This window comes from Sphingobium sp. HDIP04, from assembly GCF_000445085.1.
Classification (GTDB): Bacteria; Pseudomonadota; Alphaproteobacteria; order Sphingomonadales; family Sphingomonadaceae; genus Sphingobium; species Sphingobium indicum.
Genome location: NZ_ATDO01000088.1, coordinates 13,407 through 35,132, shown reverse-complemented (window position 1 = coordinate 35,132; position 21,726 = coordinate 13,407). Strand labels below are relative to the sequence as shown.

The 21,726-nt window shown below is 66.5% G+C and carries 24 protein-coding genes; 18 read left to right on the top strand and 6 right to left on the bottom strand.

The genetic code is table 11. The features are described from left to right. Nucleotides 1–36: 36 nt before the first annotated feature. Nucleotides 37–1,212, bottom strand: a complete 1,176-nt coding sequence (gene hemW / locus L286_RS36870) for a radical SAM family heme chaperone HemW (RefSeq protein WP_021223513.1) — start codon at nucleotides 1,210–1,212, stop codon at nucleotides 37–39. On the opposite strand from hemW, the gene L286_RS36865 reads away from it, so the two are divergent. Beyond that, nucleotides 1,211–1,846, top strand: a complete 636-nt coding sequence (locus L286_RS36865) for a CAP domain-containing protein (RefSeq protein WP_013040969.1) — start codon at nucleotides 1,211–1,213, stop codon at nucleotides 1,844–1,846. The genes hemW and L286_RS36865 overlap by 2 nt on opposite strands. A 12-nt stretch (nucleotides 1,847–1,858) precedes the next feature. On the opposite strand, the gene rnhA is transcribed toward L286_RS36865, so the two are convergent. The 3 genes from rnhA to ispH are packed head-to-tail and all read right to left on the bottom strand — an operon-like array spanning nucleotide 1,859 to nucleotide 4,246. Further along, entirely contained in the window at nucleotides 1,859–2,305 is a 447-nt protein-coding gene (gene rnhA / locus L286_RS36860; protein WP_007685546.1) for a ribonuclease HI, read from the bottom strand. Beyond that, on the bottom strand, nucleotides 2,302–3,294 hold the full coding sequence (thrB, locus tag L286_RS36855; protein WP_007685547.1) for a homoserine kinase: 993 nt from the start codon (nucleotides 3,292–3,294) through the stop codon (nucleotides 2,302–2,304). The genes rnhA and thrB overlap by 4 nt, the downstream gene beginning before the upstream one ends. 4 nt (nucleotides 3,295–3,298) lie before the next feature. After that, nucleotides 3,299–4,246: a 4-hydroxy-3-methylbut-2-enyl diphosphate reductase gene (gene ispH / locus L286_RS36850; protein WP_021223512.1), complete on the bottom strand. Its 948-nt coding sequence runs from the start codon at nucleotides 4,244–4,246 to the stop codon at nucleotides 3,299–3,301. 154 nt (nucleotides 4,247–4,400) lie between these two features. On the opposite strand from ispH, the gene L286_RS36845 reads away from it, so the two are divergent. From L286_RS36845 to tatC, 9 genes are all read left to right on the top strand, one after another. Next, nucleotides 4,401–5,009 (top strand): hypothetical protein, encoded by a 609-nt coding sequence (locus L286_RS36845; protein ID WP_021223511.1) that lies wholly within the window; start codon nucleotides 4,401–4,403, stop codon nucleotides 5,007–5,009. A gap of 115 nt (nucleotides 5,010–5,124) precedes the next feature. Beyond that, nucleotides 5,125–6,852: an arginine--tRNA ligase gene (gene argS, locus L286_RS36840; RefSeq protein WP_021223510.1), complete on the top strand. Its 1,728-nt coding sequence runs from the start codon at nucleotides 5,125–5,127 to the stop codon at nucleotides 6,850–6,852. 19 nt (nucleotides 6,853–6,871) lie between these two features. Then, a complete protein-coding gene (locus tag L286_RS36835; RefSeq protein WP_031293333.1) occupies nucleotides 6,872–7,588 on the top strand; it encodes an SPOR domain-containing protein in 717 nt (238 codons plus the stop codon). A gap of 257 nt (nucleotides 7,589–7,845) precedes the next feature. Then, the gene (gene nagZ, locus L286_RS36830) at nucleotides 7,846–8,859 is read left to right on the top strand and encodes a beta-N-acetylhexosaminidase (RefSeq protein WP_021223508.1); all 1,014 of its coding nucleotides are present in this window, start codon (nucleotides 7,846–7,848) and stop codon (nucleotides 8,857–8,859) included. Nucleotides 8,860–8,896: 37 nt separating this feature from the next. Next, nucleotides 8,897–9,679 carry a segregation and condensation protein A gene (locus L286_RS36825; RefSeq protein WP_007685561.1) on the top strand — a complete coding sequence of 261 codons (783 nt, stop codon included), beginning with the start codon at nucleotides 8,897–8,899 and terminating at the stop codon, nucleotides 9,677–9,679. Continuing rightward, nucleotides 9,676–10,269 carry an SMC-Scp complex subunit ScpB gene (gene scpB, locus L286_RS36820; protein WP_013040963.1) on the top strand — a complete coding sequence of 198 codons (594 nt, stop codon included), beginning with the start codon at nucleotides 9,676–9,678 and terminating at the stop codon, nucleotides 10,267–10,269. The genes L286_RS36825 and scpB overlap by 4 nt, the downstream gene beginning before the upstream one ends. 29 nt (nucleotides 10,270–10,298) lie before the next feature. After that, a complete protein-coding gene (locus L286_RS36815; protein ID WP_007685564.1) occupies nucleotides 10,299–10,529 on the top strand; it encodes a twin-arginine translocase TatA/TatE family subunit in 231 nt (76 codons plus the stop codon). A gap of 29 nt (nucleotides 10,530–10,558) precedes the next feature. Next, the gene (gene tatB, locus L286_RS36810; RefSeq protein ID WP_021223506.1) at nucleotides 10,559–10,993 is read left to right on the top strand and encodes a Sec-independent protein translocase protein TatB; all 435 of its coding nucleotides are present in this window, start codon (nucleotides 10,559–10,561) and stop codon (nucleotides 10,991–10,993) included. Further along, nucleotides 10,990–11,775 carry a twin-arginine translocase subunit TatC gene (tatC, locus tag L286_RS36805; RefSeq protein WP_021223505.1) on the top strand — a complete coding sequence of 262 codons (786 nt, stop codon included), beginning with the start codon at nucleotides 10,990–10,992 and terminating at the stop codon, nucleotides 11,773–11,775. The genes tatB and tatC overlap by 4 nt, the downstream gene beginning before the upstream one ends. A 40-nt stretch (nucleotides 11,776–11,815) precedes the next feature. Here the strand turns inward: tatC and L286_RS36800 are convergent, their stop codons facing one another. Both L286_RS36800 and L286_RS36795 read right to left on the bottom strand, forming a co-directional pair. After that, complete coding sequence (locus L286_RS36800) at nucleotides 11,816–11,944, bottom strand: entericidin A/B family lipoprotein (protein ID WP_025160740.1); 129 nt, start codon at nucleotides 11,942–11,944, stop codon at nucleotides 11,816–11,818. A 390-nt stretch (nucleotides 11,945–12,334) separates the two neighbouring features. Beyond that, on the bottom strand, nucleotides 12,335–13,303 hold the full coding sequence (locus L286_RS36795) for a cell wall hydrolase (protein ID WP_031293331.1): 969 nt from the start codon (nucleotides 13,301–13,303) through the stop codon (nucleotides 12,335–12,337). A gap of 174 nt (nucleotides 13,304–13,477) precedes the next feature. Between L286_RS36795 and L286_RS36790 the strand changes: the two genes are divergently transcribed. The 8 genes from L286_RS36790 (at nucleotide 13,478) to L286_RS36760 (ending at nucleotide 21,657) form a co-directional block, all read left to right on the top strand. Beyond that, on the top strand, nucleotides 13,478–14,473 hold the full coding sequence (locus tag L286_RS36790; RefSeq protein WP_013040959.1) for a cysteine synthase A: 996 nt from the start codon (nucleotides 13,478–13,480) through the stop codon (nucleotides 14,471–14,473). Between the two features lie 42 nt (nucleotides 14,474–14,515). Next, on the top strand, nucleotides 14,516–14,821 hold the full coding sequence (locus L286_RS36785) for a hypothetical protein (protein ID WP_020821203.1): 306 nt from the start codon (nucleotides 14,516–14,518) through the stop codon (nucleotides 14,819–14,821). Nucleotides 14,822–14,872: 51 nt separating this feature from the next. Further along, complete coding sequence (locus tag L286_RS0124700; protein ID WP_238559316.1) at nucleotides 14,873–16,204, top strand: Gldg family protein; 1,332 nt, start codon at nucleotides 14,873–14,875, stop codon at nucleotides 16,202–16,204. Nucleotides 16,205–16,389: 185 nt separating this feature from the next. Continuing rightward, nucleotides 16,390–16,887 carry a division/cell wall cluster transcriptional repressor MraZ gene (locus tag L286_RS36780; protein WP_007685575.1) on the top strand — a complete coding sequence of 166 codons (498 nt, stop codon included), beginning with the start codon at nucleotides 16,390–16,392 and terminating at the stop codon, nucleotides 16,885–16,887. Beyond that, nucleotides 16,884–17,864 (top strand): 16S rRNA (cytosine(1402)-N(4))-methyltransferase RsmH, encoded by a 981-nt coding sequence (rsmH, locus tag L286_RS36775; RefSeq protein WP_031293326.1) that lies wholly within the window; start codon nucleotides 16,884–16,886, stop codon nucleotides 17,862–17,864. Before L286_RS36780 ends, rsmH begins: the two co-directional genes overlap by 4 nt. After that, nucleotides 17,861–18,514 carry a hypothetical protein gene (locus tag L286_RS36770; protein WP_013040954.1) on the top strand — a complete coding sequence of 218 codons (654 nt, stop codon included), beginning with the start codon at nucleotides 17,861–17,863 and terminating at the stop codon, nucleotides 18,512–18,514. The genes rsmH and L286_RS36770 overlap by 4 nt, the downstream gene beginning before the upstream one ends. Then, nucleotides 18,515–20,215, top strand: a complete 1,701-nt coding sequence (locus tag L286_RS36765; protein WP_021223500.1) for a peptidoglycan D,D-transpeptidase FtsI family protein — start codon at nucleotides 18,515–18,517, stop codon at nucleotides 20,213–20,215. It begins immediately after the preceding gene. Then, complete coding sequence (locus L286_RS36760) at nucleotides 20,215–21,657, top strand: UDP-N-acetylmuramoyl-L-alanyl-D-glutamate--2,6-diaminopimelate ligase (protein ID WP_021223499.1); 1,443 nt, start codon at nucleotides 20,215–20,217, stop codon at nucleotides 21,655–21,657. The genes L286_RS36765 and L286_RS36760 overlap by 1 nt, the downstream gene beginning before the upstream one ends. The last annotated feature ends 69 nt before the right edge of the window (nucleotides 21,658–21,726 follow it).

Sequence of the window (21,726 nt, the reverse complement as noted above, 5' to 3'; positions counted from 1 at the left end):
CCATGACGGCTTTGGCGCGGCTGCCGCGCCCATGGTTCAGACCGCCACGATCTCCGGCAGGATGGCGTCGAGCAGCAGCATCCCGGCAGGCTCGACGCAAAGCCGCTGACCTTCTTGCCGCACCAGGCCATGGCCGGCCAGCCGCGCTAGCGCCTCCGCATCGACCAAATCCTCCACCGGCAGGCTCGACAGCCGCGCGATCCTCTCCAACTCCACGCCCTCGGCAAGCCGCAGCCCCATCAACAGCGCTTCCCTGGCCCGGTCGCGCCCGTCGAGCGGCTCCTCGCCTTGCAGGCCATGGCCATTGCGCGCCACGGCATTCATCCAGTTTTCCGGCTTCCTGTGCCGCAGCGTCGCCAGCCCATCGCGGCGGCCATGCGCGCCGGGGCCCACGCCGACATAGTCGCCATAGCGCCAGTAGGTGAGGTTATGCCGGCTTTCCTGCCCCGGCCGGGCGTGGTTGCTGATCTCATAGGCGGGCAGGCCGGCGGCCGCGGTCATCGCCTGCGTGGCTTCATAGAGATCGGCGGCATGGTCCGGATCGGCCGGCTTCAGCCTGCCCTGCGCCGCCAGCGTCGCGAAGCGGGTGCCCGGTTCGATGGTGAGCTGGTAGAGGGAGAGATGGCCGGTGCCGAAGGACAGCCCCCGCGCCAGTTCGCTTTCCCAATCCGCCAGGCTCTGGCCGGGGCGGGCATAGATCAGGTCGAAATTCACCCGGCCAAACACTGATTGCGCTACGTCCAGCGCCGCCAACCCCTCCCGCACGTCATGGGCGCGGCCGAGGAAATGCAGCGCCTCATCCTCCAGCGCCTGAAGGCCCAGCGATACCCGGTTCACCCCGGCCGCCGCCAGGTCCGCGAAGCGGGCGGCCTCCACCGAACTGGGATTGGCTTCCAGCGTGATCTCGATGTCGTTTGTCGGCCGCCAGTGGCGCGTGGCCGCGTCGATCAGCGCCTCCACGATGTCGGGCAGCATCAGCGACGGCGTGCCCCCGCCGAAGAAGATCGAGGAGAGCGGCCGGCCGCCGCTCAGCGCCGCTTCATGGGCAAGGTCGCTCAGCAGCGCCGCGCGCCAGGCGTCGTTGTCGATCTGCGCCCGGACATGGCTGTTAAAATCGCAATAAGGACATTTGGAAACGCAAAATGGCCAATGCACATATAAGGCCAGGGGTTCATCGGGCGCGGCAGCGGAGATAAAGGGGTCGGGCGACATGAGTGGGGGCGTTCTTAAACGGCTTTGGCCTGCGCGGCTAGCGCTGCTGGGGATATTGGCGGCAGCGGCAGGGCAGGGCGGCGCGGAGCCGTCGCCTGGGGCGAGGCCGTTGCCGCCCGCCATGCCCGCTTCCTATTACGGCCTTGAGGAAGCGGACCGGGACGAGGGGCTGATGCGCGACGTCGTGCTGGGCATGCACAATGAGGAGCGCGAATCGCTGGGGCTTTCGCCATTGGCCTGGGACAGCGCCCTGGCCGCCGATGCGGCCCGCTATGCGCGGCAGATGGCGCAGACCAACATCTTCCGCCATTCCGCCCGCGCCAGCCGCGCCGTTCCCAGCGGCGAGAATCTGTGGATGGGATCGCGTGGCCTGTACGATTATGAGGTGATGGTCGGCTCCTTCCTCGATGAGAAGCGGCTGTTCCGGCGGAGCGGCAAGCTGCCCGACCTCAGCGTCACCGGCCGATGGGAGGATGTCGGCCATTACACCCAGATCATCTGGCGCGGCACCCGCAAGGTCGGCTGCGCCCTGGCCGAAGGACAGAGCTACGATTATCTCGTCTGCCGCTATTATCCGGCGGGCAATGTCTTCGGCCGCAATCCGCTGGATGGGGAGGATGGCGCCCAATCCTGACGGGACGGCGGCCTATTTCCGAAATTGCTCCGCCGCCGCGCAGGCGAGTTGGTCGGCCCGCTCATTTTCGGGGTGGCCGGCATGGCCCTTCACCCACTGCCACGTCACCTTGTGGCGCGCCGCGGCCCTGACCAGCTCCTGCCAGAGTTCCGCATTCTTCACCGGCTTCCTGTCAGCGGTCTTCCAGCCATTCTTCTGCCATCCGAAGACCCATTTCGTGATGCCGTCCATCACATATTTGCTGTCGGTATGGAGCGTCACCCGGCAGGGGCGCTTCAACGTCTCCAGCGCCTGCACGGCCGCCATCATCTCCATACGGTTGTTGGTCGTCTGGGCTTCCCCGCCGGAGATTTCCTTCTCCTTCTCCCCGAAGCGCAGCACCGCGCCCCAGCCGCCGGGGCCGGGATTGCCCTTGCACGCGCCGTCGGTGAAGATTTCGACCTGCGGAAGGTCGCTCATGCGCCGAGCAGCACGGCCGGATCGGCGCTGGCGTAGAATTCCAGGCGGCGCAGATAGGCGAGCGGATCCTTGCGCGTCACCAGCGCGTCGGCGGGCGTGTTGATCCAGTCATAGGCGCGGGTCAGCAGGAAGCGGAGCGCCGCGCCCCGGCAGAGGACGGGAAAGGCGGCGCGTTCCGCTTCGGTCAGCCCATGCGTTTCCCGATAGCCGGCGCAGAGCGCCGCCGCCCGATCCCCATGGCAGGTCGCGCCGTCATGGCTGAACGACCAGGCGCTGTGCGTGACGGCCAGGTCGTAGGCGCGGATGTCGGTGCAACTGAAATAGAAGTCGATGAGGCCCGTCACTTCATCGCCCAGCATCAGCACATTGTCGGGGAAGAGATCGGCATGGATCACCGACCGGGGCAGGTCGGCGGGCCAATGCGCGTCGAGGAAGGCCAGTTCGTCCGCCACCCGCGCACCCAGGCCGGGGGCGATCCGGTCGAAATCCTCGCCGCATTTCGCCGCCAGTTCATGCCAGCCGGGCAGGTCGAGGGCATTGCGCCGCTCGCCGGTGAAACCCTCCGCCGCGCGATGCATCTCGCCCAGCGCGGCGCCCGCTGCGCGGGCCTGGCCCACGGTCGGCTCGGTCACGGAGATGCCGGTCAGGAATTCGATCAGGCAGGCGGGGCGGCCGGCGAGCTGCTGAAGTCGCTTCCCCTCCCGATCCGCGATGAAGCGCGGGACCAGGCAGCCGCGCGCGCCCAGATGGTCGAGCAGGTCCATGAAGAAGGGCAGGTCCGCCTCGTCCACCCGCTTTTCATAGAGGGTCAGGATATAGCGGTGGCCTCCCCCGGAACCCAAGGCGCCGTCATGGCCGGTGGTTTCGAGCAGGTAGTTGCTGTTCTCCACCCCCTCCGCGATGCCCTTGGCGGAAACGAGGCGTCCGGCGTCGTAGCGGGTGAGGAAAGCGTCGATCTCTTCGGCGGGAACCTGGGTATAGACGGCCATGGAGCTACGCCGCCTCCAGTCCGCGGGGGAGCTTGAAGGCAATGCTTTCGCGGGCGGTTTCGACCTGTTCCTCGACCACGCGGAATCGCTCGCCGATCCGGCCCACCACCTCGCGCACCAGCACTTCGGGGGCGGATGCCCCGGCTGTGAGGCCCAGCGTGCCGACGCCCTCCAGCCAGGCGAAGTCGATCTCGTCAGCCCGCTGGATCAGGCGGGCCGGCGTGCCTTCGCGCTCCGCCACCTCGACCAGCCGCAGCGAATTGGAGCTGTTGGGCGCGCCGATCACATAGACGGCGTCGCATCGGGCGGCGATGGCCTTCACCGCCGCCTGCCGGTTGGAGGTGGCGTAGCAGATGTCCTCCCCCTTGGGCGCTTGGATGGCCGGGAAGCGGCGCTGGAGCGCGGCGACGATGGCGGCGGTGTCGTCGACCGACAGCGTCGTCTGCGTCAGGAAGGCGAGATTGTCGGGATCGGCAGGGGTGAAGGCCTCTGCATCCTCCACCGTTTCGATAAGGGTCATATGCCCCGGCTCGACCTGGCCGAAGGTGCCGATCACCTCCGGATGGCCCCGGTGCCCGATGAAGAGGATATGGCGTCCCGCCTCCACCTGCCGTTCGGCCTGGCGGTGAACCTTGCTGACCAGCGGGCAGGTGGCGTCCAGATAGTCGAGCCCGCGCTGCTCCGCCTGGGCCGGCACCGTCTTGGGCACGCCATGGGCGGAAAAGACCACGGGCACGCCGTCGGGAACCTGGTCCAGTTCCTCCACGAAGATCGCGCCCTTCGCCTTCAGCCCGTCGACCACATATTTGTTGTGGACGATCTCATGCCGGACATAGACCGGCGCGCCATATTTCTCGATCGCCCTTTCGACGATCACGATGGCGCGGTCGACACCGGCGCAAAAGCCGCGCGGGGCGGCGATCAGCAGCTTCATGGGCGGAAGGGCGGTCATCCCTGCCGCTTAGGCCAATGTGGCCCTGGAGGAAAGCCGCTTCCTTGCGGCCCTGTGCAGTTTGAGTTGCGTGGTGGACGGGCTATGGATAAGAAGCCCAACGCCTGTTCCCAAGGGATTGCCTGTGACCTTTTCTCGATTTGCGTTGACCGGAATGATCGCCATGGCCCTTGCGGGCTGTTCCCAGCGGGGCGAAATCGATCCCACGGGCGGCATCGTGGCCGTGCGATCGGCCTGTCCCGTCGCGGCCATCCCGGCGCAGACCGGCGACATCACCCTGTTCAACCCGGCGGGCAGCACGGATGCCCGCGCGATCGACGTGGTGGCGGAGATCACCAATCTGCGCTCGACCTGTTCGGAAGGGGACCAGCTTTACACGGAGGCGACCTTCACCGTGAACGCCCGCCGCAGCGACGCGGGCGCGGCGCGGCAGGTGATGCTGCCTTATTATTCCGCCGTGGTGCGGGGCGGCAACGCCGTCGTCGCCAAGCGCGTGGGCCAGGTGGTTCTCGACTTCCCGGCCGGGCAATATCGCGCCACCACGACCGCCAAGGCGGGCTCCTATGTGAACCGGGCCGCCGCGACGCTGCCGGCCGACATCCAGCGCAAGATCACCGAGAAGCGCAAGGCGGGGGATGCCGACGCGGCGATCGACCCCTTCGCGCAGCCGGACGTCAAGGCGGCCTTGCAGCGAACCAGCTTCGAGCTGCTCGTGGGTTTCAACCTGACCCAGGATCAGTTCCGTTACAACGCGACCCGCTAAGCTCAGTTCATTCCCCCGTTCGGGCCGAGCTTGTCGAAGCCCTTGTTTCTTGAAGAAAAAGGGCGGCCCTTCGACAGGCTCAGGGTGAACGGGTCCTGTTAGAAAGTTCGCCCCAGTGTCTCTTTACAACCGCTTCACCGTCCATCTCGACGCCGTGCTCGACGCGCTGGAGGCCGACGGCACGCTGCCCGCCGGCCTAAACCGCAAGCCGGTGACGGTCGAGCCGCCGCGCGATGCCAGCCATGGCGACCTGGCCACCAACGCCGCCATGGTGCTGGCCAAGCCCGCCGGCAGCAATCCGCGCGCGCTGGCGGAGAAGATCGTCGCCGGCCTGGAGAGGCTGGACGAGGTGGAGGGCGCGTCCATCGCCGGACCCGGCTTCATCAACCTCAGGCTGACCGACGCCACCTGGCGCGCCGAACTGGCCGCCATTCATGCCGAGGCGGAGGATTATGGCCGCTCCTCGACAGGCGCGGGCGTGACGGTGAACGTCGAATATGTCTCCGCCAATCCGACCGGACCCATGCATATGGGTCATTGCCGGGGCGCGGTGGTGGGCGACGCGCTCGCCACGCTGCTGGAGCATGTCGGGCACAAGGTGATCCGCGAATATTATATCAACGACGCGGGCGGGCAGGTGGACGTGCTCGCCCGGTCTGCGCATGTCCGCTATCGCGAGGCATTGGGCGAGACCGTGGGAGAGATTCCCGAAGGCCTCTATCCCGGCGATTATCTGGTGCCGGTGGGGCAGGCGCTGGCCGCCGAATATGGCGACAGATATGTGGGCGCGCCGGAGGGCGAATGGCTGGTCCTCTTCCGCACAAAGGCGGTCGCCGCGATGATGGAGATGATCCGCAGCGACCTGGCGCTGCTGGGCATCCATCATGACATATTCTCTTCCGAGGCCGAGTTGCAGGCGGCAGGCAAGCCCGAAGCGGCCGAAAAATGGCTGCGCGAGCATGATCTGGTCTATGACGGCGTGCTGGAAGCGCCCAAGGGCGAAACGCCGGAGGATTGGGAGCCGGTCGAGCTGCCGCTGTTCCGCTCGACCAGGTTCGGCGACGATCAGGACCGCCCGATCAGGAAGTCCAACGGAAGCTGGACCTATTTCGGCGCCGACATGGCCTATCATTACCAGAAGGCGCAGACGGCCGACCAGTTGATCGACATCTGGGGCGCCGACCATGGCGGCACGGTGAAGCGCATCCAGGCCGCCGTCGCCGCGCTGACGGAGGGCAAGGCGCGCTTCGACGTCAAGCTGATCCAGATGGTCCGCCTGCTGCGCGACGGTGAGCCGGTGAAGATGTCCAAGCGCGCCGGCAATTTCGTGACTTTGGCCGATGTGGTGCGCGAAGTCGGCAAGGATGTGGTCCGCTTCACCATGCTGACGCGCAAGGCCGATGCGCAGATGGACTTCGACTTCGCCAAGGTGGTGGAGGCGTCGAAGGACAATCCCGTCTTCTACGTGCAATATGCCCATGCGCGGATTAGCTCGCTCGGACGCCGGGCGGAGGAGGCGGGGATGGACCTGCCCGCGCCCGACCTGTCCCGCCTTGGGACGGAGGAATTGGGGCTGGTGAAGCTGACCGCGCAGTTCCCCCGCGTGGTGGAGGGGGCTGCCCTGGCCCGCGAACCGCATCGTATTGCCTTTTATCTCAACGACTTGGCCTCGGCCTTCCATGGCTGGTGGAATCTGGGCAACGACAACCCGCGGGCGCGTGTCATACTGACGGACGATCCGGCCACCACCTCTGCGCGGCTTTTCTTGAGCCGTGGAATCGGGCAGATCATCCGCAACGGGTTGGCGCTGATGGGCGTTGCGGCCCTGACAGAGATGCAATGACCGGCGGAGTTTGATCGAGATGGGCGATTATGCGCGGGGAAGGCTGGACCTGGACGACGAGGAACGTCTGCCCTGGCTGGAACCCGCCATCGAGGATGAGGAGGAGCCGGGGCTGTCGCCGTTGCGGCTGCTGGGCTTCATCCTCTTTGGCCTGGTGCTGATCGGGGCGGTCGTCGCCGGGGTCTGGCTGATCCAGAACCGGACGGGCGGCGCCGGGGGCGAGGGCAAGCTGATCGCCGCGCCTGCCGGCGACTATAAGATTCCGGCCCAGGAAGCCGACGCCAGGAAGTTCGATGGCGAGGGCGACGCCAGCTATGCCGCGAGCGAGGGCGTGGCGCGCGACGGGCGAATCGATCCGACCCGCGTGCCGGAGGCGCCGATCACGCCGACCGGGACGGCGGACAATGCGCGCCCCGCCGTAAAGGGCAAGCCGTCGCAGAGCGTCACGGCGCGAGTGGCGGACGAGACCAGCGCCAGGCCGGCGACGGCGGCTGCGCGGCCTGCGAGCGGCGGCATGATCCAGCTCGGCGCCTATGGCAACCAGGCTTTCGCCAAGGATGCGTGGAAGCGGCTGTCCAAGCGCTTCACCTATCTGGAGCCGTTGCCGATGTCGATCGAGCAGGCCGAGGTGGGCGGCAGCACCGTCTATCGCCTGCGCGCCGCGGCCGGCGGGCAGGCCAGCACGCTATGCGGCAAGCTCAAGGTCGCGGGCGAAAGCTGCATGGTGGTGAATTAGGGGGGAAGGGATTTGGCCTGAAATGGCCATGAGCGGACATCAGTTTCCGTCACCCCGGACTTGATCCGGGGTCCCGCTTTTGCCTCTACACCGCGCCTCGGCCAAGGCAGCGGGACCCCGGGTCAAGCCCGGGGTGACGAAAGGAGGATTGGCGGCTTCCCACCCCTTTGCGTCCCTTGGCCAAAATCCCGCAAATCCCGTCAATGCCGGAATAACCCCTTCGACAGGGCCTCTTTCAGCCGCTACCATCGCCCCGCATGAAACCCGTTATCTTCGGCCTTTCCGGCGAGACCCTGACTTCCGACGAACGCGCCTTCTTCGCGGACGCCGATCCGGCGGGTTACATCCTCTTCCGGCGCAATATCGTGGATCGGGCGCAGCTTCGCGCCCTGACCGACTATCTGCGCGCCTTGCATGGCCGCGACGATCTGCTCATCATGATCGACCAGGAAGGCGGCCGGGTGGCGCGGATGCAGGCGCCGGTCTGGCCCAGCTTTCCCCCCGGCGCGGCGTTCGACCGGCTCTATGAAATCGCCCCGTCCAGCGCCATCGCGGCCGCCCGCGCCAATGCGCGGGCCATTGCCGCGACATTGGCGGAAGTCGGCATCACCGTGGACGCGCTTCCGCTGCTGGACGTGCGGCAGGAAGGGGCGAGCGACATCATGGGAGACCGGACGCTGGGCGCGGAGCCGATGCGGGTCGCGGCCTTGGGGCGGGCCGTGATCGAAGGGCTGGCCGACGGCGGCGTGGTCGGCATCGTCAAGCATATGCCGGGCCATGGCCGGGCGATGGTCGACAGCCATCATGAACTGCCCATCGTCACCGCCGACGAGGATGCGCTGGCGATCGACCTCGCGCCGTTCCAGGCGTTGAAGGACGCGCCCATGGGGATGACCGCGCATGTCGTCTATACCGCCTGGGATCCCGACCTGCCGGCCAGCCTATCCCCTTCCGTGATCGAGACGATCATTCGCGGGCGGATCGGTTTCGACGGGCTGCTGATGTCCGACGACCTCGACATGAAGGCGCTCAAGGGCAGCATCCCCGAACTGGCGGCGGCGACGGTCGCGGCGGGTTGCGACCTGGCGCTCAACTGCTGGGGACGGATGGATGACATGGTCGGCATTGCCGGCCTTCTGCCGGACATCGGGGCGGCGGCGAAGGCACGGCTGGACCGGGCGATGGCGTCGAGGCGCACCCTGCCGGACGGCCCGCCGCTGGAGGAACTGATCGCCACCCGCGACGCCCTGCTGGCGATGGCGCCGGCATGAGGGGGCGCGCCGATTGCCGGAAGGCGCCGCTTTAGCGATGGAGGATTTCTTCACTCCTCCCGCTGCGTCCCGGCCCGACATGCTGACCGTCAGCTTCGAAAGCTGGGAGGGGCCGCTCGACCTGTTGCTGGCGCTGGCGCGGACGCAGAAGGTCGACCTGCGCGAAATCTCCATCCTTGCGCTGGTCGAACAATATCTCGCCTATATCGAGGGCGCGCGGAAGCTGAAGCTGGAACTGGCGGCCGACTATCTGGTGATGGCGGCGTGGCTGGCCTATCTCAAATCCTCGCTGCTGCTGCCCAGGGAGGCGCAGCCCGAACCCAGCCCGGAGGAACTGGCGCTGCGGCTGCAATTGCGGCTCCAGCGGCTTCAGGCGATGCGGGAGGCGGGCGCCCGGCTGATGGCGCGCGACCGCATCGGCCGCGACGTGTTCGTCCGCGAAAAGCCCGAGGGGTTGCGGCTCGTCCGCAAGGCGAAATGGGCGGCCGGCCTGTTCGACCTCATCCAGTCCTATGGCCAGGTCCGCGCGCGGACTCAGCCAGTGGTGCACATGGTCGCGGTGCGGCCGGTCATGACCCTGGACGAGGCGATCCAGCGCGTCGGCGCGCTGGTGGGGGCGGCGATCGACTGGACCGCGCTTGAAGCCTTCCTGCCGAGCGGGCAGGATGGGCCGATGGCACGGTCGGCGCTGGCCAGCAGTTTCGTCGCCGCGCTGGAACTGGCGCGGCAGGGACGGCTGGAAATCCAGCAGGACGGGATTTTCGAACCCATATTCCTGCGCGCCGCCGTGCCCGAAACGACTGCGGGGCGCCTATTGTGATCGAGGAACAGGATGATTTCCTTCGCGCGGTGGAGGCGGTGCTGTTCGTGTCGGAACAGCCGCTGACGCCGGGCGAATTGAAGCTCCACGTGGGGGAGGCGGGCGACCTGGCTGCCGCGCTTGCGGCATTGAGCGCCCATTATGCGGGGCGCGGCGTCAATCTGGTCGAGCGGGGCGGGCGCTGGCATTTCCAGACGGCGGGCGACCTTTCCCATATCCTTCGCCGGGAAAAGGACGAGACGCGCAAGCTGTCCCGCGCCGCCATGGAGACGCTGGCGATCATTGCCTATCACGAACCCGTCAGCCGCGCGGAGATAGAGGCCATTCGCGGCGTCCAGGTGGCGAAAGGCACGCTGGACGTGCTGATGGAGGCGGGCTGGATCAGGCCCGCTGGGCGCCGGGAGGTGCCGGGAAGGCCGCTGATCTACGCCACCACGGTGGAATTTCTGTCCCATTTCGGCCTTGGCAGCCGTCGCGACCTGCCGGGGATCGACGATCTGCGGGCTGCCGGCCTGCTCGATCCGGTCGATTTGGCGCTTGAGGGTCTGGGCGCCCAATCCGTTGTGGAAAATGACGAGGAAGACGCCTAGATAAGGCTGAGTTTCAGGAGAAAGTTAAAATGGGTTCCTTTTCGCTGATGCACTGGGTCATCGTTCTCCTGGTGGTCATGCTGCTGTTCGGCGGCGGCCGCATTTCCGGGCTGATGGGTGACGTAGCCAAGGGCATCAAGAGCTTCAAGAAGGGCATGGAGGACGACGACGTCCCCACCAAGCCCGCCACGCGCATAGAGGGCCATCGCGTGCCCGAACAGGACGCGCCCACCGCGACGGAAGAAAAGACCAAGGCCTGATTTTCCTTCGGCCGGGGCGGTAGGCAAGCATGTTTGGCATCGATTCGTCTGAACTTCTGGTGATCGTCATCATCGCGGTGATCGTCATCGGCCCGAAGGATTTGCCCCGCGCGCTTTACAAGATCGGGCAGATCGTGGGCAAGGCGCAGGGCATGGCGCGCCATTTCCGCACCGGCATCGACGCGATGGTGCGCGAGGTCGAGCTGGAGGAGCTGGAGAAGAAATGGGCCGCGCAGAACAAGCGGATCATGGAGGAGCATCCCCCGGAAACCGTCGCGGCTGAAAGCGTCGGCGAAGCCGTCGCATTGCCTGCCCCCGCCGCCGCGTCGGCAGCCGGGGAGGCGCTCTTCATCGCGGACCCGGAGCCGGCAGGCGAGGGGCCGCCCCCTATTGCTCGGCCCGCCGCGGAAGGGCCGCCCTATGTCGCGCAGGAACCCGCGCAGAAGGGCGGCGCTGCGGCATGAAGGACATCGACGACAGCAAGGCGCCTTTGCTCGACCATCTGATCGAGTTGCGCGGACGGCTGCTCAAATGCGTCTATGCGCTGTTCATCACGGGCGCGATCTGCTTCTATTTTTCCGAACAGTTGTTCGCGATCCTGGTCCATCCGCTCAAGGAAGCCTTTGGCGATGCCGGCGGGCGGCTGGTCTACACCAAGCTCTATGAAGCCTTTTTCGTTCAGGTGAAGATCGCGGTCTTCGGCGCTTTCTGCCTGTCCTTCCCGATCATCGCGAACCAGCTATGGGCCTTTGTCGCGCCGGGGCTTTACGCGAAGGAAAAGAAGGCGCTGCTGCCCTTCCTGATCGCCACGCCCTTCCTCTTCGCCATGGGCGCGTCGCTCGCCTATTTCGTGGTGATGCCGACGGCCTTCCACTTCTTCCTGGAATTCCAGGGGAACAGCAGCGGATTGCAGGTAGAGGCGCTGCCGAGCGCGGACAGCTATCTGGGGCTGGTGATGCAGTTCATCCTGGCCTTTGGCATCAGTTTCCTGATGCCGGTGCTGCTGATGCTGCTCAATCGCGCGGGTTTCGTGAGCCGGGCGCAGCTGATCGGCCTGCGCCGCTACATGATCGTGGCCGCCTTCGTGCTGGCGGCGGTGCTGACGCCGCCGGACGTGGTGTCGCAGCTCATGCTCGCGATCCCGCTGCTCGCGCTTTATGAAATCGCCATCGTCGCCATCTGGTTCACCGACCGGAAGCAGTCGAAGGATCTGGCTACCAGCGAAGCGGCGGACGCCGCGGGGTGAAGAAAAAGGCTCGCCGGGAAGCGAGCCTTTTCCATTCGGATCAGTCGGCGGCGTTCTCGACCGCCTGGCCGGCGCTCTGCACGTCCTTGCCCGCGCCCTCGACCGTGTTGCAGGCCGCGACCATCAGCGAACCTGTCAGCAGAAGGGCGGCTAATATCTTCCTGGTCATCATCGTCTCCTTTTTTCAGAGCCTGTGTCCCGCATCCCTGGCAGGATGCCTCAACCGAACCTCATGCCGGCGACCAGGGAACAACCCGCCGCCCGGAAAAGCGTTCCGAGAGCGAAAATATCCTGGATTTCCGTGGGATAGCCCAAAAAATTCTGAGCCCGGAACGCGTCGGGGGGGGGAGATGCGTTCCGGGCTCATGTTTTTTTGGATAGCAAGAGCGGGGGGCAAAAGATTTGCTATCCGCAGTGCAGAACTGCCGAAGGAAGGATTAGGTTCCCCATGCCCGAAAAAATGATCAGAAATATATTTCGTTCATTTTCAGTGAGTTGAATGATTTATGAGGCGGAAACCGTAAAATATTCGGCATTTTCCCGAAAAAAAAACGGCGCGTCAGATCAGCGGGCGACCGCTGTTGCGATATTCGGGGCGGACCGCCGACTGGGGAAGACCCGGCGCGTCGGCGGGCGGAGCGCCGGCGGTTCCGGCAAGGGGCAGAGCCGCGGAGGGCGGCGCGATAATGGGCGTCGCCACGGCCGCATCGAACATGGGGGGCTTCGCGGGCCATGCCGACCGGGCAGGCCCCGACTGCGTTTCCCGCCCCGAATAGGCCATGCGGAAAGCGGCGGCCGTGCCGCCTGCCCCGGCTGGACGGTAGAAGATATGCGCACCGATCACCGCCACCGGCCGCATCGCCCCGGCCCATTCCGGCCGCACCGCCAGCGTATGGTAATAGGTGGCGAGGCCCACGGGCCGGTAGATCAAGCCGGACAGCGCCTGGGCGGCGATGCGGCGGGCGCGCGCCCATCCTTCCGCGCTCGCCATGCGCGCCATGGCGCCGTCGCAACTGAAGGTGAACTGGCAGCGATAGTCGGTGCGTTCAGACCCCTGATAGATGACGCCGCAGACGCTCCTGGGCCAGGCGGGGTTGCGGACGCGGTTCAGCACCACCTGCGCGACGGCGCGCTGGCCGTCCTCCGGCTCGTTCCCCGCCTCATAATAGATGGCGGACGTCAGGCAGTTGAGCGCCCGATAGCTGTCCAGCGCGGTCAGGCCGCGGAAGGCCATGGCGGGGGCGGCCTCCACGGCGTCGAGTCCCAGCACATGCTTGCTTTGCAGCGTCGCGGCGCCGGGCGCTGGATCGAAGGCGCCCTGCGCGAAGAAAAAGGCCGATCCGGGGAAATTCTCGCCCGGCTTCTCGGCGGGGTCATCCTGCGCCTGAGCGGCGGCCAGCATGTCGAGCGGCGCCGCCGTGATCAGGCGCGGCGCGGCGAGCGCGATCAGCGCCAACGCCGCGACGACGCCGTGCCTCGCTCCCGCCCGCTGGCCCTTAAAAGCCCCATTTGCGCCGAAAATCCGCATGTTGCCGCTCCTCATAGGGGAAAAGCCTTGCCGGTTCCCCTGCGGAATCCGGCCTGTCCCGCTTTGAGACGGCGGGCAAGGCAATGCTTAACGAGCCTGACGACAATCCCGACTTTCGCGCGCCCATCAATCCGTTGCTTGGCAAGCGCGTATCTGGTCCGCTATGCGGTGGCCATGCTGGTTCAGAAAGATAGCCTCGCCCTGATTGGCAACACGCCGTTGGTGCGCCTTGCCGGCCCTTCGGCGGAATCGGGTTGCGACATTTACGCCAAGTGCGAATTCGCCAATCCCGGCGCTTCGGTGAAGGATCGCGCGGCGCTGTTCATCGTCAATGATGCCGAGGAAAGGGGGCTGTTGAAGCCCGGCGGCACCATTGTCGAGGGGACGGCGGGCAATACCGGCATCGGGCTGGCGCTAGTGGCCAATGCCAAGGGGTACAGGACGATCATCGTCATGCCCGAGACGCAGAGCCGGGAGAAGATGGACACGCTGCGCGCCCTGGGGGCGGAACTGGTGACGGTGCCGGCGGCGCCCTATTCCAACCCCGGCCATTTCGTGCACACCTCCCGTCGTCTGGCGGAGGAGACGGAGGGCGCGATCTGGGCCAATCAGTTCGACAATATCGCCAACCGCAAGGCGCATATCATCGGCACGGCCGAGGAGATCTGGACCCAGATGGACGGGCAGATCGACGGCTTCACCTGCGCGGCGGGGACCGGCGGGACGATTGCGGGCGTCGGCCTGGGGCTGAAGGCGCATGATGAGAATATCACCATCGCCTTGAGCGATCCACATGGCGCGGCGCTCTATAATTATTACGCCCATGGCGAGTTGAAGGCGGAAGGGTCTTCGGTGGCGGAGGGCATCGGGCAGGGCCGCGTCACCGCCAATCTGGAGGGCGCGCCGATCGATACCCAGTTCCGCATTTCCGATGAGGAGGGGCTGCTCTGGGTGCGGCGTCTGCTGGCGGAGGAAGGGCTGTGCCTTGGCCTGTCGTCGGGCATCAATGTCGCGGGCGCGGTGGCGCTGGCGAAGCAGCTTGGGCCGGGCAAGCGGATCGCCACGATCTTGTGCGATACCGGATTCCGTTATCTTTCAACGCTCTACAATCGCGAATGGCTGGAATCGAAGGGCTTGACTGTCTTCCCCTGGCTCGCGCACACTCGTTGACTGCCGATACGGGTCTCGGCGGTAAAAGAAAAAGAGCGCTTCATGGCTGAAACACCCCGCCAACAGGAAGGGTTGCAGCGTGTCCAGATCGGCCTCACCGGGCTGGCGGGCGTGGTGCTGCTCGTGGGTCTGGCGAATATCGTGATCGACAAGGCGCGGATCGACGATCCGGCGGTGCCGCCGCCGACAGTGCCGACTCTGGACGTCAATGCCGTGTCGCCCAAGGAGCCGCTGGCGGAACTGGGCGTGCAGCCCGCGCCGGAACAGGCGCCGATCGTGCCGGACCTGCAACCGGACCCCAATCTCAAGAAACCCATGGATCGCGAGATTCCGCCGGCTTCGCGCTGATTGGCCGTGGCTTTGGCCTTGAGGGCTGCGTTTCGGACATTTTTGCTTCTGTTGGCGCCGATCCTGCTGGTGCTGCTCGGCGGGTTGCCCGCGCTGTTGCGCACGGGACAGGTCGATCCGCGTGGGTGGATGGTTCCGGCGTTGCTGCTGGTGCTGCTCGGCGGGTTGCCCGCGCTGTTGCGCACGGGACAGGTCGATCCGCGTGGGTGGATGGTTCCGGCGTTGCTGCTGGTGCCGGCGACGGCTCTGCTGCGGGCGCGGCGGGGTGAGGGGGCGGCCTGGTGGGTGGGGGTGGGAACGGTCGGGACGGTGCTGTCCTGTGCATTTCTGGCAACGTGGCGAGTGCCGGGATTGGTATCGGTGGCTTGGCTGCTCGCTGGGGTTCTGGCGGCGACGGTTGCGGGATTGATGTTCCGTGTTCCTGCGAAGGCAGGAACCCAGTTCAAATGGTCGGACTGGGTTCCTGCTTTCGCAGGAACACGGCAGATGGCGGGACTGGGGTTCGCGCTTCTCGCCTTGGCGATTAGCTGGTTTGCGCGAGAGCATCGCATTGAACCCTCGCCGGGGAAGCGAGCAGAGCTGGAGGTCATCAGCGGCCTGCCGTTATTCTGGCGGGAAAATGGCGTAAAAGCTGACGCGCCGATCATCACGGTCCTGCGCCAGCGCTTCGACGTGCGACCTGTCGACAGTCCGCTGGCTCTCGAAAAGGGCGGCGCCGGAATGCTGCTGCTTGCCCAGCCACGCGCTTTTTCCCTGGACGAGCAGGTTGCTCTCGACGCCTGGATCGGCAAGGGCGGCAAGGCGCTGATCCTGGCCGACCCGCAATTGCGTTGGCCGATGGACTGGCCGTTGGGGGACCGGCGCAGGCCGCCGGCGGTGACCCTGCTCGCCGCGATGATCGAATATTGGGGCGTGCGGATGACGCCGCCTTCTCCCGGCGAACAGCGCCATTTCCTGGGCGATGGGCGGGTGCTGACCATTTATTCCGCCGCCGTTTTCGAGAATGCGGGACCGGATTGCCGCATCGTCGGGCGCGGGCTGGCGGCGCGGTGCATGGTGGGGAAGGGCAGCGTGACCATCGTCGCGGATGCCGACCTGATCGATGACCGGCTCTGGCTGGCGGATCCCGCCGCGCCGCTGGAGCCGGCGCAATGGACCGCCGATACGCCGCAATTCGTGGCGGAAGCGCTGGGCGCGCCGCTTCCGGCAGGACGGCGCTGGGTGCGGTCGGGCGAGGCGCTGGTCAACGCCCTCCGCTGGGCGGTGGTCGTCGGGATTTTCTGGGCAGCCTTGGGAACGGTGCTTTTCCGGCGGCGCGCGGCGGCTCCTTCCGGCCTTTCTCCGCCACGGCCCGACCGGCCAAAGCCTGTTAAAGAAGGTTAATTACCAGAACAAAACAGGATTTCCCGGCTTTTCCCAAAATATCCCTTTTCTTGAACCCCGCGGCTTGGTATTTGAAAGCCATAGGGGTTTGTCAGGCTTTGCTAGTCCTGTGAGCCGGTTCGCCTCTGCGCGAATCCGGCTGGCGACGGCCTGCGCCCTGGGAACAGAGGGGCAGCAGTCGAAAAGTGTCGGACGTCATTCTCTACACGGGCAACGCGTTCAGCGTCGCGGACGGCAAGGGCCGTTTCGTGCTGCCCCTGGAGATGCGCCGGCAGGTCAAGCTGTCCAGCGGCAATGAAACGCGGCTTTTCCTTTCGGTCCATGGCGGCAACCCCTGCGCCACGGCCTTTGGCGAATCGCACCGCCGCCACCTGTTCACCGAGGTCGAGGAACTGGCCCGCGAAGCGCGCGCCGCTGGCCGCGATTACGACGCCGATCTGGAACTGGAACGGCGGCTCGGCACCATCGAGGAAGTGAATTTCGACGAAGGCGGCCGTTTCGCCATGCATCCCGACATCAAGGATGAGTATGGCATCGCCGACGCCGTCTTCTTCTATGGCGTGGGTCGCTACATCCAGATCTGGAAGCCCGAAACGCTGGTCGACAGCAAGGACCGGCCGGAACTGATCCGCAACAAGGTCCGCCGCTGGCTGGACCAGCGGGCGGCGGGAGAGGGCAAATGAGCGCTTCCGCCGACCATGCCCAAAGCCCTGAGCGCCACATTCCGGTGCTCATCGACGAAGTGCTCGACGCCCTCGCCATCAACCCCGGCGAGGTCCATGTCGACGGCACGTTCGGCGCGGGCGGCTATTCGGGCGCGATGGCGGACAGGGGGGCTAGGGTCTTCGCCTTCGACCGCGATCCCGATGCGATTCGCGAAGGACAGGCGCTGGCCGAGGAAAAGGGCGTCACGCTGATCGCTGGCGAATTTTCGCGGATGGAGGAATTGCTGGCGGAACGGGGCGTGACATCGGTTTCCGGCGTCACGCTGGACATCGGCGTGTCGTCCATGCAGCTCGACCGGCCGGAGCGGGGCTTTTCCTTCCAGGGCGACGGGCCGCTCGACATGACGATGAGCCGGAGCGGGATGAGCGCCGCCGATTTCCTGAACAACGCCCCTGAGCAGGAGATTGCCGACATCCTCTATCGCTATGGCGAGGAACCGCGCTCGCGCCGCGTGGCGAAGGCGATTGTCGAAGCGCGCCCGCTGGAACGTACCGGCCAGTTGGCGAACGTCGTGCGCAAGGCGCTGGGCCACAAGCCGCATGACAAGAAGGATCCGGCCACCCGCACCTTCCAGGCGATCCGCATCCATGTGAATCGCGAACTGGAGGAACTGGAGCGCGGGCTGGAGGCGGCCGAGGCGATTCTGGAGGAGGGCGGCCGGTTGGCGGTCGTCACCTTCCACAGCCTGGAGGACCGTATCGTCAAGCAGTTCCTGCGCAACCGCAGCGGCAGCGAGGCGAGCGGTTCGCGTCACCTGCCCCAGCGCCAGTCCGGTCCCGCGCCGACCTTCGAAAGGCCCGCCAAGGCGGTGCGGCCCGGCATGGTGGAACTGGCGCGCAACCCCCGCTCCCGATCCGCCACGCTGCGCAGCGCCGTTCGCACGTCCGCCCCTGTTTCGTCCCTCCCGATCTCAACCAGGAATCTCCGCTCATGATCGCGGTCAAGAGATTGCAGAGCCTGATCTGGATCCTGCTCGTCGCGCTGGGCGCGCTCGGCGCCTATATGGTGTCGCTGAAGGTCGCGACCGAGCGCAACGAATTGATGAAGGTGCGGGCGCAGATCGCGCGGGCGAAGGCCGACATCCGCTATCTGGAGACGGAGTTCGGCGCCAGGGCGAACATGCGGCAGCTTGAGCGCTGGAACCAGGACGATTTCCTGTATGCGACGCCCACCGCCCAGCAATATCTGGCGGGCGAGCGGGCGCTCGCGCATCTGGACGGGGTACAGCCCAACGGGCCGGACTATGTCGCGCCGCCGGTGATGGTGGCGATGGTGCAGACCCCCGCCGACCTGCCGTCCGCGCCGCAGGCCGCCCCCGCCAGCCCCGCGCCGACGCAGATTCGCAGCGACATCGCCGTCATCAGGGAAGCGCATGCGGCGGACAATGTCGACAAGATCGCCAAGGCCGCGCCGGTCAAGACGCCCAAGGAAAAGGCGAAGGACGACGCCGACACGACGAAACCCAACCCCGTCGCCCGCCGCGCGGAGCGGATGGCGATGCTGGACGCGAAGCTGCTGGACGACAGCACGCTGGGCGACATCAGCGCCAAGGCGAAGCGCGAGCGCGCCAGGGGGGACCGCTAGATGGCGACGATCATCGTTCAGCCGGGCGGCGCGAGGGCGGGCAAGCAGCGCGTCGACCTGACGGCGATCGCGCATAACCGCCTGATGCTGCTGCTGATCCTGTTCATGGCGATCACGGCGGTGTTGATCCTGCGCCTGACCTGGGTAGGGGTCTTCGCCGGCAACGGGCGCGGCGGCGACGCGATGGGCGGGCTTCCGGCGCGGGCGGACATCGTCGACCGCAACGGCGTGCCGCTGGCGCGCACCATGGACGCCTATTCGATTGCGGTGCGACCGTCCAAGCTGATCGGCGACCCGTCCGAGCTGGCGCGCAAGCTGCACGAGATCTTCCCCGACGAACCGGCGGCAACCTTCTACAAGAAGCTGACCGGGCGCGGCTGGGCCTATCTGCGCCGTCGCGCGCTGCCGGAAGAGGTGGCGGCGGTGAACGCCCTGGGCGAGATCGGTATCGAATTCCCGCGAGAGAAGGAACGGCTCTATCCGCAGCGCACCCTGGCGGCCCATGTCATGGGCTTTGCGCCCAATGCGGACGGCAAGGGCGGCATGGGCGTGGAAGCGGCGTTCAACGACCGGCTGACCGACGCGGCGATGCGCGGTCAGCCCTTCGCCATGTCCATCGACAGCCGGGTGCAGGGCGCGCTGGAGAGCGAGCTTTACGCGCAACTGGTGCAGACGCGGGCCAAGGGCGCGAGCGGCGTGATATTGGACGCCAATAGCGGCGAAGTGATCGCCATGGCGTCGATTCCCGTCTTCGATCCCAACAAGCTGCAAAATTATGCGGGCAAGTCGTGTAGCGAATCGCCGCTCTGCAACCATATGGTGCAGGCGCGCTACGAACTGGGATCGGCGTTCAAGCCGCTGTCGATTGCCGCGGCGATGGATCGCGGCGTCGTCACCTCCATGTCGAAGACCTATGATGCGACGGCGCCGCTGGGCATTGCAGGTTTCCGCATCAAGGACGACCATCCGCTCGGCCGCTGGATCAACGTGCCGGAGATACTGGTGCACAGTTCCAACATCGGCACGGCGCGGATCGCCGACCAGATGGGCGCGGAGCCGTTGCAGCATCTTTTCCGGGAGTTGCATTTCGACCAGCGCGCGCCGATCGAACTCAACGAACGGGCGGGCACGCTGTGGCCGGCCAATTGGGGGCGCATAACGACGCTCACTGTTTCCTACGGCCATGGCATCGCCGTGACGCCTTTGCATCTCGCTTCGGCTTATGCGGCGCTGGTGAATGGCGGGCTGTGGCGGCCTGCCACGCTGCGCAAATTGAAGGCGGAAGAGGTGCCGGAGGGCCGCCGCGTCTTTTCCGCCGCGACCAGCGCGCGCATGCGCCAACTGTTGCGCATGATCGTGGCGGCGGGTACAGGTCGCAGCGCCGACGCCAAGGGATACCGGGTGGGCGGCAAGACGGGTTCCGCCGAAAAGCCCCAAGAGGGCCGGTACAACAAGACTTCGCTGGTGACGACTTTCGCTTCTGCCTTCCCGATGGACAATCCGCGCTATGTAGTCCTCGTCACCATGGACGAGGCGACGGGCCAATATGGCCTGCGCACGGCCGCCTGGACAGCGGCGCCGGTGGTGAAGCGGGTGGTGGAGCGCACCGGGCCGATGCTGGGCGTGCTGCCCGACGAGCGGCGCGACGTCGACATTTCCGACCTCATGCCGCTGTTGCACGGCGACAAGGAGAAAGAATAATGCGCCTCGGGTCGCTGATCGAGGGGCTGGATGCAAAGCCCGATGCCGGGGCGTCGCTGGACGTTCCGGTGTCGGGCTTTGCGATCGATAACCGGAAGGTGGCGCCGGGCACGGTGTTCGGCGCCTTCCAGGGAGCGCGGGTGAATGGCGAGGATTTCATCCCCGCCGCCGTGCAGGCCGGGGCCGTGGCGGTCGTCGCCCGGCCCGAAGCGAGGGTCGAGGGCGCGATCCATATCGCGTCGGACAATCCGCGCCGCCTGTTCGCGCAGCTTGCCGCCCGCTATTTCGCCCCATTTCCGGAGGTGACCGTTGCCGTCACCGGCACCAACGGCAAGACCTCCACGGTCGAACTGACCCGGCAGATCTGGCGGATGCTGGGGCATAAATCCGCCTCCATCGGCACCTTGGGCGTCACCACTTCCGTCGATCAGGTGTCCACCGGGCTCACCACGCCGGACATCGTGACCTTCCTCGCCAACATGTCGGGCCTGAAGCGCGAGGGCATCACCCATGCCGCGTTCGAGGCGTCGAGCCATGGCCTTGCCCAATATCGCACCGAAGGGCTGCCGGTTTCGGTGGCGGCCTTCACCAACCTGTCGCGCGATCATCTCGACTATCATGGCGACATGGACAGCTATTTCGAGGCCAAGATGCGCCTGTTCGACGAAGTGGTCGCTCCGCAGGGCGCCGCAGTCGTCTGGGCCGATGACGAGTGGTCGGACAAGGTCATCCAGCGGGCTACGAAGCGGGGGCTTCGTGTGCTGAGCGTCGGGGTGCAGGGGCAGGCATTGCGTCTTGCCAACCGCACCCCGACCCAGTTGGGCCAGACGCTGGACATCGAGGTCGAGGGCAAGAACTACAAGGTCAACCTGCCGCTGATCGGCGCTTATCAGGCGGCCAATGCGCTGACCGCCACGGGTCTGGCGATCGCGGGCGGCGAGGATGCGGGCAAGGTTCTGGAACTGCTGGGCCGGGTGCAGCCCGTGCGCGGGCGGCTGGAGCGTGCCGTCATCACCAAGGCGGGGGCGCCGGTCTATGTCGACTATGCCCATACGCCCGATGGGTTGCGCGCCGCCATAGAGGCGCTGCGACCGCATACGCGGGGCCGGCTGATCGCGCTGTTCGGCGCTGGCGGGGATCGCGATGCGGGCAAGCGGCCGCAAATGGGCAAGGTGGCGGCGGACCTCGCCGACCATGTGATCGTCACCGACGACAATCCCCGTTCGGAGGAGCCATCCGCCATCCGCGCCGCCGTGATGGCCGGCGCGCCGGGCGCGGAGGAGATCGGCGGTCGCCGCGCCGCCATTGCCGCCGCCATCGCGCAGGCGGGCGCGGACGACATCGTCCTGCTCGCGGGCAAGGGGCATGAGCAGGGCCAGATCATCGGGGACCGGGTGCTGCCCTTCGACGACGTGACGGTGGCGCGGGAATGCGCCGGATGATGCATTTTCCCGCCAGCCTTTCGCGTCTAGCCTTTCGACTGCCTGCCAAGGTCGAAGCGGTAATGCGCA

Excerpts from the sequence above, each read along its gene's own strand:
- L286_RS36835 (WP_031293333.1), top strand. The coding sequence starts at position 6,872 with ATGGGCGATTATGCGCGGGGAAGGCTGGACCTGGACGACGAGGAACGT.
- tatB (WP_021223506.1), top strand. The coding sequence starts at position 10,559 with ATGTTTGGCATCGATTCGTCTGAACTTCTGGTGATCGTCATCATCGCG.
- L286_RS36790 (WP_013040959.1), top strand. The coding sequence starts at position 13,478 with ATGCTGGTTCAGAAAGATAGCCTCGCCCTGATTGGCAACACGCCGTTG.
- L286_RS36765 (WP_021223500.1), top strand. The coding sequence starts at position 18,515 with ATGGCGACGATCATCGTTCAGCCGGGCGGCGCGAGGGCGGGCAAGCAG.
- tatC (WP_021223505.1), top strand. The coding sequence starts at position 10,990 with ATGAAGGACATCGACGACAGCAAGGCGCCTTTGCTCGACCATCTGATC.
- rsmH (WP_031293326.1), top strand. The coding sequence starts at position 16,884 with ATGAGCGCTTCCGCCGACCATGCCCAAAGCCCTGAGCGCCACATTCCG.
- L286_RS36760 (WP_021223499.1), top strand. The coding sequence starts at position 20,215 with ATGCGCCTCGGGTCGCTGATCGAGGGGCTGGATGCAAAGCCCGATGCC.
- rnhA (WP_007685546.1), bottom strand. The coding sequence starts at position 2,305 with ATGAGCGACCTTCCGCAGGTCGAAATCTTCACCGACGGCGCGTGCAAG.
- L286_RS36825 (WP_007685561.1), top strand. The coding sequence starts at position 8,897 with ATGGAGGATTTCTTCACTCCTCCCGCTGCGTCCCGGCCCGACATGCTG.
- L286_RS36800 (WP_025160740.1), bottom strand. The coding sequence starts at position 11,944 with ATGACCAGGAAGATATTAGCCGCCCTTCTGCTGACAGGTTCGCTGATG.
- hemW (WP_021223513.1), bottom strand. The coding sequence starts at position 1,212 with ATGTCGCCCGACCCCTTTATCTCCGCTGCCGCGCCCGATGAACCCCTG.
- L286_RS36770 (WP_013040954.1), top strand. The coding sequence starts at position 17,861 with ATGATCGCGGTCAAGAGATTGCAGAGCCTGATCTGGATCCTGCTCGTC.
- L286_RS36795 (WP_031293331.1), bottom strand. The coding sequence starts at position 13,303 with ATGCGGATTTTCGGCGCAAATGGGGCTTTTAAGGGCCAGCGGGCGGGA.
- L286_RS36815 (WP_007685564.1), top strand. The coding sequence starts at position 10,299 with ATGGGTTCCTTTTCGCTGATGCACTGGGTCATCGTTCTCCTGGTGGTC.
- L286_RS36865 (WP_013040969.1), top strand. The coding sequence starts at position 1,211 with ATGAGTGGGGGCGTTCTTAAACGGCTTTGGCCTGCGCGGCTAGCGCTG.
- nagZ (WP_021223508.1), top strand. The coding sequence starts at position 7,846 with ATGAAACCCGTTATCTTCGGCCTTTCCGGCGAGACCCTGACTTCCGAC.
- thrB (WP_007685547.1), bottom strand. The coding sequence starts at position 3,294 with ATGGCCGTCTATACCCAGGTTCCCGCCGAAGAGATCGACGCTTTCCTC.
- L286_RS36845 (WP_021223511.1), top strand. The coding sequence starts at position 4,401 with ATGATCGCCATGGCCCTTGCGGGCTGTTCCCAGCGGGGCGAAATCGAT.
- L286_RS36785 (WP_020821203.1), top strand. The coding sequence starts at position 14,516 with ATGGCTGAAACACCCCGCCAACAGGAAGGGTTGCAGCGTGTCCAGATC.
- ispH (WP_021223512.1), bottom strand. The coding sequence starts at position 4,246 with ATGACCGCCCTTCCGCCCATGAAGCTGCTGATCGCCGCCCCGCGCGGC.